This is a genomic window from Qaidamihabitans albus (genome assembly GCF_016464705.1).
In the GTDB taxonomy this organism is placed as follows: domain Bacteria; phylum Actinomycetota; class Actinomycetes; order Mycobacteriales; family Pseudonocardiaceae; genus Qaidamihabitans; species Qaidamihabitans albus.
Map to the genome: position 1 here is coordinate 143,887 of NZ_JAEHOB010000007.1, position 12,685 is coordinate 156,571.

The following is a 12,685-nucleotide window of genomic DNA, read 5'->3' on the forward strand; positions in this document are numbered from 1 at the left end:
TTTCCGCCAGTCACTGCCCTCGCGCGGTGGCAGGATCGACCTCATGACACAGCTCACGACGGCCCCGGACCGCCTGGTGCGGACGGAGAGCCGGAGCATCTGGCGCGATGCCGAACGGTGCTACCGCGCCGTCATGTCCCGGGATGCCCGGTTCGACGGGCAGTTCATCACGGCCGTGCGCACCACGGGCATCTACTGCAGGCCCTCGTGCCCGGCGACGACCCCGAAGGTCACGAACGTCGAGTTCTTCCCGACCTCGGCGGCCGCACAGGCCGGCGGCTACCGCGCGTGCCGGCGCTGCCTGCCCGACGCCGTCCCCGGCTCCCCGGAGTGGAACGTGCGCGCCGACCTGGCCGCCCGCGCGATGCGGCTGATCGCCGACGGCACGGTCGAGCGCGAGGGCGTTGGCGGCCTCGCCCGCCGGCTCGGCTACTCCGAACGCCAGCTCGGCCGGGTACTCACCACCGAACTCGGCGCCGGCCCGCTCGCGCTCGCCCGCGCGCACCGGGCGCACTCCGCGCGGCTGCTGATCGAGATGTCCGGACTGACACTGACCGACGTGGCCTTCGCCGCCGGGTTCGCCAGCGTGCGGCAGTTCAACGACACGATCCGGGAGGTCTTCGCCACCACGCCGTCCGAACTGAGGGCGGCGGCCCTCAGGAAGCCGCGGCCGGCACCGGCGGACGAAACCTCCGCCGCGGGCGCGCGGCTGACCCTGCGGCTGCCGTACCGGGAGCCGTTCGACGCCGTCGGCACACTCGCCTTCCTGGCGGCCCGGGCGGTACCTGGCGTCGAGGACGTCCGCGAAGGAACCTACCGCCGTACGCTGCGGCTGCCCCACGGCAGCGCTTCCGCGGCACTCACCCCTTCGAGTGGGCACGTGCGGTGCGACCTGCGGCTCAGCGATGTCCGGGACCTCGGCAGCGCGGTCACCAGGCTGCGCAGGCTCGCCGACCTCGACGCCGATCCCCAGGCCGTGAACCGCATGCTCGCCGCCGACCCCGCGCTCGCGCCGAGCGTCGCCGCGGCACCCGGCATCCGGGTACCCGGCACCGTCGACGGCCCCGAACTCGTGCTGCGGGCGATGCTCGGCCAGCAGGTGTCGGTGGCGGCGGCCCGGACGGCCGCCGGGCGGCTCGCGGCCGAACTGGGCGAGCAGGCACCGACGGCGGGCGACGGCGAGCCCGGCCTCCTGTTCCCGAGCCCGGCCGCGGTCGCCGAGCACGCCGGCGAGGTGCTGCGCGGGCCGCGCCGCCGGATCGATGCCCTCGCCGCGGTCGCCGACGCCCTGGCCACCGGCCGGCTGGACGTGCACGTCGGCCGGGACACCGACGAGCTCCGGGCCGAACTCCTCGCCACACCGGGCATCGGGCCGTGGACCGCCGACTACGTCCTGATGCGCGGGCTCGGCGATCCGGACGTACTGCTCACCGGCGACCTCGCACTGCGCAGGGGCGCGGCGGCGCTCGGCATCGCGGACAGCGCCGCCGGGCTGACCGGGCACGCACAGGACTGGCGGCCCTGGCGTTCCTACGCGGGCATGCACCTCTGGCGCGCCAGCGCACCACCCACCGACCCAGCCACCACAGGAGAGACACGATGAGCATCGCCCACTGGTCCACGCACGACACACCGATCGGCCCGTTCACCGCCGTGGTCGCCTCGGACGGCGCCGTTCTGGCTTCGGGCTGGACCGCCGACCTCGCGGCACTGACGCCGCAGATCTCACCGGCGCTGGTACCGACGGAGCTGCGGCAGAAGCGCGACCTCGGCCCTGTCAGCACCGCCGTGCACCGCTACCACACCGGAGAGTTCGACGCGGTGGACCTCGTTCCCGTACGGCAGCGCTCCGGCGAGTTCCTGGTGCAGGCATGGGACGTGCTGCGCACGGTGCCCGCGGGCAAGCCGGTGACCTACTCCGACTTCGCCGCGCTGGCCGGCCGCCCGGCCGCCGTCCGCGCGGCCGCGTCCGCGTGCGCCCGCAACGCGGCGGCGCTGTTCGTGCCGTGTCACCGCGTGCTCCGCATCGGTGGTGCGCTGGGCGGTTTCCGCTGGGGTGTCGACGTCAAGCGCTGGCTGCTCGACCACGAGGCCGGGGTCAGCCTGCGATAGCCATCTCTCCCTCCGGTTCGAGCGCCGACCCGGTCCGGGACTTGCGTACCCGGAGCCGGGTCGGTATGCGCTGGCGCAGTTCCTCGACGTGGGACACCAGGCCGACGACGCGCCCACCTGCCCGCAGTTCGTCGAGCACGTCCATGACCACATCGAGGGTCTCGGCGTCGAGCGTGCCGAAGCCCTCGTCGACGAACAGCGTGTCCAGCAGCGCCCCGCCGGCCTCGGCCGCGACGACGTCGGCGAGGCCGAGGGCGAGCGCCAGCGAGGCGAGAAACGACTCGCCGCCCGACAGGGTCTTCGCCGGACGCACCGTGCCCGAGTAGTCGTCGAGCACGTCGAGACCGAGACCACCCCGGGTGCCACGGGCCCCGGCCGCGTCGGAGTGCACGAAGGAGTACCGGCCCTGGCTCATCGAGCGCAGCCGGGCGGTCGCGGCCACCGCGACCTCCTCCAGCCGTGCCGCGAGGACATACGAACGCAGCGACATCTTGCGCGCGTTCTGGCCCCGGCCGTTGACGACGTCGGTCAGTGCGTCCAGCTCGGCGTACTCCTCCTCGGCCGGGGCAAGGTCGGCCGAGGCTTCGGCGAACCGCCCGGACAGAATCGTCAGCTCCCGTGCCCGCTCGGCCGCCGAACGCGCCGTCGCCACCGCCGTCTCGGCGCGAGCCCGGGCCTCTTCCACGGCGGCCCGGGCGGAGTCGACGTCGATCACATCGTCCGGCGAAACGCCCGCCAGCTCCGGTTCGCCGAGCACCGCGCGGGCCGCGGCCTCCGCCTCGGCGGCCTCGGTGAGCTCCCGCTCCAGCTCGGCGATCCGGGGCTCCGTCCTGGCCGCCGCGAGCGCCGGAGCCACCGTCTCGAAACCGGCACGGCCGGCGGCGTCCGCAACCGCGGCGAGTTGTTCGTCGAGCCGCTCCCGTGCGGCGGCCCGCGCTGACCTGGCCTCGGCGAGCGTGTCGAGTGCGTGACCGACCGCCACCAGGTGCTCACGGCGTTCGGCGACGCCTGCGTGCTCACCGCGGGCCGCCTCCAGCCGCCGGGCCCTTTCCCCGACGTGCTCGGCCAGCGCCCGGCGCTCCGCCGTGGCCGTGCTGGCGGACTTCTCCGCAGCGGTCCGCTCGGCCGTCAGCTCTTCGGCCTCCTCCTCGGCGGCGCGCAGGGACGCGTCGAGCCGCGGCTTGCGCCCGGCCAGCGTGGACAGCCTGGTGACCTCGTCCCGGGTCGCGGCGAGCTGTCGCGTGATCTCATCGGCCGTCTGCCCGCGCAGCCGCTCGCGGGCCGCGGCGAGCCTGCTGTCGGCCTCGTGCCGCGCCGTGACGGCGGCGTGCCGCCGCTGCTCGGCGGCCCGTTCCCGTTCGGTGGCGGCGCGCTCCTCGTCCTCGCCGACCGAGCTCGCGTCGGGGGCAGCCGGCGCGGGATGCTCGGCCGATCCGCACACCGGGCACGGCGCCTCGGCACGCAGGTCGGCGGCCAGCTCGGCCGCCATCCCGGCGAGCCGCCGCTCGCGGAGGTCGAGCAGGGCCGTCCTGGCCAGCTGGTGGGCGTCGACGGCCTCGCGCTCGGCGTCACGGGCCCGCACGGCGGCGCGTTCGAGGGCGGGGACGTTCTCGGCGTCGGCATGGGCGGCGGCCAGCTCAGCCTCCCGCGACCGGGCGCCTTCGAGCTTCACCTCCGCCTCCGCGGCCAGGTCGCGCTCGGCCCGCATCTCCCGGGTGCGCTCGGGCAGGCCCGCCAGCTTCTCGCCGAGCGCCGTGGCCTGCGCGGTGGCGTAGGTGGCGATCTCCTCCAGCTCGCGCAGGCGTGCGTGGTCGCGTGCCTGCTGCTCCGCCTCGGCGACCAGCCCGGCCAGCGCACCGGCCTCCTCACGCAGCGCACCGGCCCGTTCCCGCAGCACCGGAACCGTCGCATCGGGTTCGGTGAACCCGATGTCCACCACCGCGTTCCGCGCCGCGATCTCGGTGTCGCGGGCCCGGTCGAACCTGGCCTGCTGGCGGTCCGCCTCCGCCGCCAGTTCGGTGACCGTGGTGACCCGCCTGGCCGCCGCGAGCTCGGCGGCCCACTCGGCGCGCTCGTCCGCCTGCTTGGCCAGCGTGCCGAGGCTCTCGTGCGCGGCCCGGACGCGGCGTACCCGGTCGGCAGCGGTCCTCCGCTCGTGCAGCACCACATCGGCCCGTTCCCGGGCGGCGCTCGCCGTCCGCTCGGCCTCGGCCGCATCGGCCGCCGCCTCGTCCGCACGCCGCCGGACGTCGTCGACCCACTGCTGCCCGGCGTCCTCGGGCGGCTCCTCCTTGGCGACCTGCCCGATCCGCGCTACCCACTCGCGCACCGACTGCCTGCGCCGCTCCAGCTCCCGGCCGCGCTCGACGCGTAGCTCGCGGAACCACCGCTCCACGTCGGCGAACCGGCGCGTGCCGAACAGGCGCTCCAGCAGCTGTTCCCGTTCCGTGGTTTCGGCCCGCAGGAAACGGGCGAACTCCCCCTGCGGCAGCAGCACGACCTGGAAGAACTGTTCCGCGCTCATCCCGAGCAGGCGTTGCACGGTGCGCGAGACCTCGTCGATGCGGGTAAGGCCCTCGGCGGGCTGCCCGTGTGGCACCTCGCCGACCCAGCTCAGCGACGCCGTGGCCTGCTGAGTGGTGTAGCCGTCGCCGCGCCGCTTCGGCCGCTGGTACTCGGGACAGCGGACGAGCCGTAGCCGGTGCCCCTGCACCGTGAGTTCCAGCGCCACCTCGGTGGGCGTCTCCGCGTCGGCCAGATCGCAGCGCAGCCGCTTCACCTGGCCCCGCGCTCCCGGCACCGTGCCGAACAGCGCGAACGCGATCGCGTCGAGCAATGTCGTCTTGCCGGCCCCAGTGTCGCCGTGCAGGAGGAACAGCCCGTCCACGCCGAGGGCATCGAAGTCGACGGTCTGCCGGCACGCGTAAGGACCGAACGCCGTCACGTCCAGCCGGTGCAGTCTCACCGGGGATCACCGTCCCGCTCGGGGTCGCCCTTTCCCGCCGTCTCCAGCGCGGCCATCAGCAATGCGTGCTCCCGCTCGCTCGGTGGCGCGCCCCGGCAGTCCGCGAGGAAGCTGCGGCCGATCTCGGCATCCGAGCGCCCGCGCACCGCCTCGGCGTACCGGAGCACGGTCGCCGCGCCGTCCTCCGGCTCCCAGTCCAGGTGCACCGCGTGCGGGAAGCGCTCGCGCAGCTTCCGCATGGCATCCACCGGGCGCACCCGGTCGGTCAGCGTGGCGGACAGGTAGCAGTCGGCGAACTCGTCGTACCGGCGGTCCTCCAGCAGCTCCGCGAGCCTGCCCCGCACCGTCGCGAGCCGCCTCGGCACCGGCAGCTCGCGCCGCTCGACCCCGGCCAGTCCGCCGCCGTCGAGATCGACCAGCCAGACCGACTTGTGCTGCGCCGCCTCGGAGAAGGAGTACGCGAGCGGGCTGCCGGAGTAGCGCAGGTGCTCGGCGAGCCGCTGGGGCCCGTGCAGGTGGCCGAGCGCGACGTACTCGGCACCGTCGAAGACGGACCCGGGCACCTGCTCGACACCGCCGACCGCGATGGTCCGCTCGGACTCGCTGGCAGCGCCACCGGTGACGAACGCGTGCGCGAGCACGACCGAGCGCGTCCCCGGCCGCCTGTCCGCCAGGTCGTCACGGACGCGCCGCATCGCCTCGGTCAGCACACCGGTGTGCCCGCGCGCGTCCGGCACACCCAGCGCGTGCCGTGCCACCTCGGGTTCCAGATACGGGATGCCGTAGAGCGCCACCGGTCCGTGCTCGTCCTCGAGCACCACGGGCCGGTGCAGCTCGGCGATCGTGGTGCGCAGGTGCAGCCCGCCCGCGGCGGCGAACTCCCCGAAGGCGCCCAGCCTGGCCGCCGAGTCGTGGTTGCCGGGCGTGAGCACGATCTGGGCGCCGGCCTCGCGCATCCTCGCGAGCGCGCCGGTGGCCACCCGCACCGCCTCGGCGGAGGGCACCGCGCGGTCGTAGACGTCGCCCGCGACGAGGACCACGTCCACCCCCTCCTCGCGCACCAGGTCGGCGAGGTGACCGAGCACGGACTCCTGCTCCGCGAGCAGGTCGGCACCGTGGAACGTCCGTCCCACGTGCCAGTCCGAGGTATGCAGCATCCGCACGGAACCCAAGCTAGGACGGTGGAACGACAGAACCCGGTAGCAAAGCCCGGCGTGTCACTCGAACGTGTGTTCGAGCTCGTTCCCGCTCCGATTCTGTCGGTGCCGTACGCCATGATGCGCACGACCGGTCACGGAGCGCGAAGGCGTGGACGGGAACGAACGGGAAGGAGCGTGCCGGTGGGTTCGACGGTGCTCAGCACGGCGGCCGTGGTGGTCGCGTTGTTGCTGGCGGCCGCGGTCGTCATGCTGTGGCGGCTCTATCAGGACGGCATGCGCCGCGCCGACGCCGCGGCGCGGCAGGTCGACGTCGAACGCGCGAGGGCGGACGAGCGCCAGGCCGAGCTTCGTCGTTACGAGGTCGCCTTCGCCTCGATCAGCGGGCGTGGCGAACTCGGCGAGCAGGTGCTGACCGAGACGGCCAGGGCGCTCGGGCTGCGGGAGGGCCTGCACTTCACCGTGCAGACCGATCTCGCGGGTGGCGGCGCGGCGAAACCGGACCTGGTGCTCCGGGTCGGTGGCGACCGCACGGTCCCGGTCGACGCCAAGGCGAGCATGGCGTGCTGGGCCGAGGCGGTCGAGACCGACGACCCCGCGGAACGCCGCGACGCGCTGCGGGTGCACGTCCGGAACCTGCGTTCCCGTGCGGCCGAACTGTCGGCGAAGGGTTACCAGCGGTGGGCGGACGCCATCTACGGCACGGTCATGTTCGTGCCCTCCGACGCGGCCGTCGTCGCGGCACTGGACACCGATCCGGAACTGTTGCGCTGGATGCTCGACCGGCGGGTGTTCCTGTGCGGGCCGACCGGGTTCGCGGTGATCGCGTCGGCGGCGGTGTTCGCGGCCACCGAGCGGGCACTGGTCGAGGACGTCGAGAACGTGCGGGCACAGGCCGCGTCGGCCCACCGCGCCGCCGGAAACGCGATCGACGCGGTGAACCTGTCGAGCACACACCTGCAGCGTTTCCTGTCGGCCAGGCGGCGGGAGCTGGACGCTCTGGAGACCTTCCGGGCGAACGTCTCCCCGCTCACCGAGGCGTCCGCCAGCCCGTCGCAGGTCGCCACGATCCGGAAAGGGGACGAAATGGCCGCCAACTGACGGACAGGACGGATCCCTGGTCCATACCATCGTGCGGCATGATGGTTGCGATGTGGCCCGTTTCACGCTCCTGGGTGTCGCAAAGGTCGAGGTCGCGGAGCGGTAGGCACTTCCGGGCGGTAACGGGATACGGTGTTGCCTCGTGACCGCCCTTCGCGATCGCCGGAGCGATCCTGACGCCGCCGACGATGACGCCCCCGACGTCGACTGGGACGAGCGTCCTCTCTTCGGGCCCTGGCGAGGCATGCCGTGGTGGGGAGCGGTGCTGCTCGCCTTCGGCCTGGCCGCGCTGGGCGCGGTCGCGGACCTGCAGGTCTCCGGCTCGCTGAACTGGCTGTTCCAGGGCTGCTACCTGGTCGGCTCGGTCGTGGCGGTCGGCGCGGTACGCCGGCGGAGCCTGTTCGGCCCGATGGTGCAGCCACCGCTCATCCTCGCCATCACCGTGCCGACGGTGGTGCTGATGGGATCCGGCCTGCCCGCGAGCAGTGACATGCTGTCCAAGGCGCTGGCGATCAGCACGCCGCTGATCAACGGGTTCCCGACGATGGCGATCACCACCGGCATCACCGTGGCGATCGGCGTCTACCGGATGTTCCGGGAGCGCGACCCGGACGCGCCCAGGAAGGCTCCGGCCAAGGACAAGCGGACCGACGACAAACCGTCCGCGGGCGGCGCTCCACGGGCGGGAGTCAGGGACGCGAAGGGCGCCAAGACCGCCAAGAACAAGGACGACGCGGGCGGCCGGGAACGGCCGGCGAAGAAGCGGCCCGCCGAGGGCCGGGGTGAGGCGCCACCTCGGCGAGCGGCACCGGAGGCCGCGCCGCCCGACGCACCCCGCCGGGGCGCGGCACCGCCCGCGGGCGCGGCCGGCAGGCGCGGGCGTCCGGACGAGAGCGGGCGGCGTGGCCGCGAGCGGCCAGCGGAACGTGACCCGGGCGCGGCGGGCGACGCCGCGCCCCGCAACCCGGACCGGCGTACGCCTCGGCGTCCGCGCACGCCGCCGCCGGGCGAGCCGGCCCGTGGCCGCGACGAGGACCGGCCGGAACGTCCACCGGGGCCGAAACGGCCACGCCGCACACCGCCGCGCTCCGACGAGCCGCCGCCCGGCAGGCCGGACAGCCCGCGGCGCGATCCCAGTCGTGGCCCCCGGCCGCCGCGCCGTAGCCGCCCGTGGGACGAGGAACGCTGAACAGCTGACTCGAACCCTGCCCCTGGGACAGGAGCGTGCTCGGCCGGCCGATCCGGGCCGAGCGGCGCCGTGGCTCAGCGCACGCTGCTCTGCGCGGCTCCGGAGCGCAGCTCGCGTGGCAGCGCGAAGGCGATCTTCTCGTTCGCGGTCGTGACCTCCTGGACGTCGTCCCAGCCACGCCCGGCGAGCCATTCGAGCAGTTCCATCACCAGCACGTCCGGCACGGAGGCCCCGCTGGTCACGCCGACGGTCTCCACGCCTTCGAGCCAGGTCTCGTCGACCTCCTTCGCGAAGTCCACCAGGTGGGCGTCGCGCGCGCCCGCCTGCAGGGCGACCTCCACGAGGCGCCTCGAGTTCGAGGAGTTCCCGGAGCCGACGACGATGACGAGATCGCATTCGGCCGCCATCGCCTTGACCGCGACCTGGCGGTTGGACGTCGCGTAACAGATGTCGTCGCTCGGCGGGTCGGCGATGTCGGGGAAACGCTCGCGGAGCTGGTCGACGCGTTCCATCGTCTCGTCGACGCTCAACGTGGTCTGCGAGAGCCAGACGACCTTGTTCGGGTCGCGCACATTGACCTTGTCGACGTCGTCGGCGGAGTCCACCAGCTGCACCCGGTCGGGCGCCTCGCCCGAGGTGCCCTCGACCTCCTCATGGCCCTCGTGGCCGATGAGCATGATGTCGTAGTCCTCGCGGGCGAACCGGTTGACCTCCTTGTGGACCTTGGTCACCAGCGGGCAGGTCGCGTCGATCGTGCGCAGGTTGCGGTTCTCCGCCTCGGCGTGCACCGCGGGTGAGACCCCGTGCGCGGAGAAGACCACGAGCGCGCCCTCGGGCACCTCGGAGGTCTCCTCGACGAAGATGACCCCGCGTTCCCGCAGCGTGTCCACGACATGCCGGTTGTGCACGATCTCCTTACGGACGTAGACCGGCGGGCCGTAGATCTCCAGCGCCTTCTCGACGGTGATGACGGCACGGTCGACCCCGGCACAGTAACCACGCGGCTTCGCCAGCAGAACGCGCTTACCATCGGTCGCCGGTGCCTCGGCACCCGCATCGATGGATACGCTGGTGGCAGGCTCGGTTCCGGGACTCGCTGCACTCATGCCACCAGGGTACGGGTCACGTACGAGCGCCAGGACACGAGACGAGGGTCATGGAGTACGCGATGAGCAGGGCAGGTACGGGGCTTCCGACCCGGTTCCATCATCGGGCACTGTGCGGAGCGTCACCCCGCAACACGCGTTACCACTTTCGGTTGGGCAGGACGAACCATGTGCGGCAGGCTTAGGGACATGACGCATCTCCCGTTCCCGCTTCGGGTCGCGGCAGGGCTCGCCGTCACGACGGCCGAGCGGGTTCGAGACCTCCCCAAGCAGCTCACGGGGCTGCCGGTGACCGTCGCCAGCCAGGTGCTGCAGGTGTCGATGCGCGTCCAGCAGCACGTCACCGAACTGGCCATCAAGGGCGACGACGCGCTCGCGACGCTGCGCCCCGTCGAGGAGAACCCGAGCTGGGCGACTTTCGACGAGGACATCGAACCGGACCTGAGCGGCCCCGCGACGCCGGCAGGCAACGTCACGCCGATCGGAGCCCCGTTCGGCGTGACGGACTCCCACGCCCGCAACAACGGGCAGCCGCAGGCACCGCTTCGCGACGACGCCCGCGACACCGGCGAGCCCGCCCCCGGCGACGACCCGTGGGCGGAGGAGGAGCGCGCGCTAGCGGAGGAACACGAGGAGGGCGAGTTCGACAGCCCGGACCGGACCGGACCGGAAAGCCCCGGCCCGGAAAGCGCCGACGGACCCGAGCCGGCGGGGCCCGCCGCCACCGCGCCGGCACCGGGCCCGGCCGGCCTCGCCGACTACGACCGGCTGACGCTGCCCCAGGTGAGGGCGCGCCTGCGCAGGCTCTCCCTCGCCGACCTCGAGGAGATGCTCGCCTACGAGCGTGCGCACGCCGACCGGCCCTCGTTCGTCGGCATGCTCACCCGCCGCATCGCCAACGTGCGGCAGGCCGCGGCCGGTGACACCGAGGGCCCGACCGAACGGTGAGCGGCGCCGAACCGGCTACCCGCGCCACGAGCGGGCCCTCCAGTGCCGAGAATCCCTGGCCGGTGCGCACCGTCGCACGCAAGATCGCCGACTGGATTCACCGTCTCGGCACGGTCTGGGTGGAGGGCCAGGTCACGCAGATCTCCGCGCGGCCGGGCACGCAGACGGCGTTCCTGACGCTGCGCGACCCTTCCGCGGACGTCTCGATGAGCGTGACGTGCCCGGCGCGGCTGCTGCGCACCGTCGAGCCACCGCTGCGGGACGGCGCCAGCGTCGTGGTCCACGCCAAGCCGACCTTCTTCCTCGGCCGCGGCACGCTGAGCCTGCGCGCCAACGAGATCCGCGCGGTGGGCATCGGCGAGCTGCTGGCCCGCATCGAGCGGCTGCGGCGCCTGCTCGCCGCCGAGGGCCTATTCGCGGCCGAACGCAAACGCGCGCTTCCGTTCCTGCCGAGGGGTATCGGGCTGATCACCGGCCGGGCCTCCGCCGCCGAGCACGACGTGCTGGTGAACGCGCAGGGCCGCTGGCCCGCCGTCGCGTTCCGGGTCGTCAACACCGCGGTACAGGGCACACAGGCGGTGCCGCAGATCCTGCGGGCGCTGTCCACTCTGGACGCCGATCCGGACGTCGATGTCATCGTCATCGCGCGCGGCGGCGGCAGTGTCGAGGATCTGCTGCCGTTCTCCGACGAGGCACTCTGCCGGGCCGTGTCGGCGGCGGGCACCCCGGTCGTCAGCGCGATCGGGCACGAGCCCGACTCGCCCCTGCTGGACTACGTCGCCGACCTGCGCTGTTCGACGCCCACCGACGCCGGCAAGCGCGTCGTACCGGACGTGCGCGAGGAAACCGCCCGCGTACACCAGTTGCGCGACCGGGCACGCCGCGCACTGCACGGCTGGGTCGACACCCAGTGCCGGCTGCTGGACCAGCTGCGCAGCAGGCCCTCGCTGGCCGACCCGATGGGCCCGATCGACCGCCGCGCCGCCGAGATCGAGACACATACCGAGCGTGGCAGGCGCGCGATCCTCTCGACGCTCACCCGGGAGCAGACCGCACTGGCCTCCGCGCGTGCCCGGCTGAGCGCGCTCGGGCCGTCGGCGACGCTCTCCCGCGGTTACGCGGTCGTGCAATACACCGATTCGGCGGGCAACCTGAAGGTGCTCCGATCGGTCTCTGAAATAGCCGACGGCACGCCGCTTCGCGTGCGGGTCGCCGACGGCGCCGTCTCCGCCGTCGCGCGGGGACAGGACGAGTGACCGATCACGACCAGGGAGGGCGGCAGTGTCACCACCGTATCCACCGCCTTCACAGGCCACGCAGGCCGCGCACGGCCTGTCCGTGCCCACGACGGCCGCTCCGCACGCCACCAGGTTCCTCCCGCTGACCACGGACGCCGTCGCGCGCATGTGCCGCGGCGCGACGTCCGGGGAGGCGCGCGAGCGGGCCGTGACCGTCCACCGCAGGGCCCAGGAGGCCGAGGCCGCGGCGGCGCGCTGCTGGACCGCGCTGCTCGCGGGATGCGACTCCGCGGGCCGCGACGCGCTCGGGCCGCGGCTGCGCAGGCTGTCCGAGGCCACGTCGTTCTATGTCGGCACCCGCTGGTGGTTCCGGGACGGTTCGGCATACCGCCTTCGGGTGGCCACCGCCCAGTCGCACATCGAGGACGCGGTGACCGACGGTGACGGACAGGAGTTCGCGAAGGCGTTCGTGGGTTACGACCATGCGATGGCCAGCGCGGTAGTGTGCGCCCGGACCGCAGGACCACCATCGGAGAAGTTGAGCAGGCACAGTTGAGCGAAGCGAACGGTGAGCAGGCCGAACTCGGCTACGAGCAGGCGCGCGACCAGCTGATCGAGGTCGTCCGCGAGCTGGAGGCCGGCGGGCTCTCCCTGGAGGACTCGCTCGCGCTGTGGGAGAAGGGCGAGGAGCTCGCCAAGCTCTGCGAACGGCACCTCGAGGGTGCTCGCGAGCGGATCGAGGCCGCGCTGGCCAGCGTCGAGGACGGCGACGACGCGGAGTGATGTTCGCGACGGCGGCTTGAGCTGGAGCTTTCGCGGGTATCTGGGAGGATTCCCGTGCGGAACCGTGGGAACCGTGTAGTGAGCAA

The 12,685-nt window shown here is 73.4% G+C and carries 11 protein-coding genes; 8 read left to right on the forward strand and 3 right to left on the reverse strand.

Going from position 1 to position 12,685, the window contains the following annotated elements:
* The first annotated feature begins 43 nt into the window (after positions 1-43).
* Together JAP66_RS15875 and JAP66_RS15880 are read left to right on the forward strand one after the other, a co-directional pair.
* Entirely contained in the window at positions 44-1,603 is a 1,560-nt protein-coding gene (locus tag JAP66_RS15875; protein ID WP_199432509.1) for an AlkA N-terminal domain-containing protein, read from the forward strand.
* The gene (locus JAP66_RS15880) at positions 1,600-2,112 is read left to right on the forward strand and encodes a methylated-DNA--[protein]-cysteine S-methyltransferase (RefSeq protein ID WP_199432510.1); all 513 of its coding nucleotides are present in this window, start codon (positions 1,600-1,602) and stop codon (positions 2,110-2,112) included. Before JAP66_RS15875 ends, JAP66_RS15880 begins: the two co-directional genes overlap by 4 nt.
* On the opposite strand, the gene JAP66_RS15885 is transcribed toward JAP66_RS15880, so the two are convergent.
* Both JAP66_RS15885 and JAP66_RS15890 read right to left on the reverse strand, forming a co-directional pair.
* Positions 2,099-5,077 carry an AAA family ATPase gene (locus JAP66_RS15885; RefSeq protein ID WP_199432511.1) on the reverse strand — a complete coding sequence of 993 codons (2,979 nt, stop codon included), beginning with the start codon at positions 5,075-5,077 and terminating at the stop codon, positions 2,099-2,101. The genes JAP66_RS15880 and JAP66_RS15885 overlap by 14 nt on opposite strands.
* The gene (locus JAP66_RS15890; RefSeq protein WP_199432512.1) at positions 5,074-6,240 is read right to left on the reverse strand and encodes an exonuclease SbcCD subunit D; all 1,167 of its coding nucleotides are present in this window, start codon (positions 6,238-6,240) and stop codon (positions 5,074-5,076) included. The genes JAP66_RS15885 and JAP66_RS15890 overlap by 4 nt, the downstream gene beginning before the upstream one ends.
* 177 nt (positions 6,241-6,417) lie before the next feature.
* Between JAP66_RS15890 and rmuC the strand changes: the two genes are divergently transcribed.
* Positions 6,418-7,335, forward strand: a complete 918-nt coding sequence (rmuC, locus tag JAP66_RS15895) for a DNA recombination protein RmuC (RefSeq protein ID WP_307849580.1) — start codon at positions 6,418-6,420, stop codon at positions 7,333-7,335.
* Between the two features lie 142 nt (positions 7,336-7,477).
* On the forward strand, positions 7,478-8,524 hold the full coding sequence (locus JAP66_RS15900; RefSeq protein ID WP_199432513.1) for a DUF6542 domain-containing protein: 1,047 nt from the start codon (positions 7,478-7,480) through the stop codon (positions 8,522-8,524).
* Positions 8,525-8,598: 74 nt separating this feature from the next.
* Here JAP66_RS15900 and JAP66_RS15905 read toward each other — a convergent pair whose 3' ends face one another.
* Positions 8,599-9,630, reverse strand: coding sequence for a 4-hydroxy-3-methylbut-2-enyl diphosphate reductase (locus tag JAP66_RS15905; protein WP_199432514.1), 1,032 nt, complete (start codon positions 9,628-9,630; stop codon positions 8,599-8,601).
* A gap of 189 nt (positions 9,631-9,819) precedes the next feature.
* On the opposite strand from JAP66_RS15905, the gene JAP66_RS15910 reads away from it, so the two are divergent.
* The 4 genes from JAP66_RS15910 to JAP66_RS15925 all read left to right on the forward strand — a co-directional run bounded on the left by JAP66_RS15910 (position 9,820) and on the right by JAP66_RS15925 (position 12,599).
* Positions 9,820-10,578 (forward strand): lipid droplet-associated protein, encoded by a 759-nt coding sequence (locus JAP66_RS15910; RefSeq protein WP_199432515.1) that lies wholly within the window; start codon positions 9,820-9,822, stop codon positions 10,576-10,578.
* Positions 10,575-11,834 (forward strand): exodeoxyribonuclease VII large subunit, encoded by a 1,260-nt coding sequence (gene xseA, locus JAP66_RS15915; protein WP_199432516.1) that lies wholly within the window; start codon positions 10,575-10,577, stop codon positions 11,832-11,834. The genes JAP66_RS15910 and xseA overlap by 4 nt, the downstream gene beginning before the upstream one ends.
* 148 nt (positions 11,835-11,982) lie before the next feature.
* Complete coding sequence (locus JAP66_RS15920) at positions 11,983-12,372, forward strand: hypothetical protein (RefSeq protein ID WP_199432693.1); 390 nt, start codon at positions 11,983-11,985, stop codon at positions 12,370-12,372.
* Entirely contained in the window at positions 12,369-12,599 is a 231-nt protein-coding gene (locus JAP66_RS15925; RefSeq protein ID WP_199432517.1) for an exodeoxyribonuclease VII small subunit, read from the forward strand. The genes JAP66_RS15920 and JAP66_RS15925 overlap by 4 nt, the downstream gene beginning before the upstream one ends.
* Positions 12,600-12,685 lie beyond the last annotated feature (86 nt).

What these genes read in the sequence shown, in the direction of transcription:
- JAP66_RS15875 (WP_199432509.1), top strand. Translation starts at nt 44, where the DNA reads ATGACACAGCTCACGACGGCCCCGGACCGCCTGGTGCGGACGGAGAGC.
- JAP66_RS15880 (WP_199432510.1), top strand. Translation starts at nt 1,600, where the DNA reads ATGAGCATCGCCCACTGGTCCACGCACGACACACCGATCGGCCCGTTC.
- JAP66_RS15905 (WP_199432514.1), bottom strand. Translation starts at nt 9,630, where the DNA reads ATGAGTGCAGCGAGTCCCGGAACCGAGCCTGCCACCAGCGTATCCATC.
- JAP66_RS15910 (WP_199432515.1), top strand. Translation starts at nt 9,820, where the DNA reads ATGACGCATCTCCCGTTCCCGCTTCGGGTCGCGGCAGGGCTCGCCGTC.
- JAP66_RS15920 (WP_199432693.1), top strand. Translation starts at nt 11,983, where the DNA reads ATGTGCCGCGGCGCGACGTCCGGGGAGGCGCGCGAGCGGGCCGTGACC.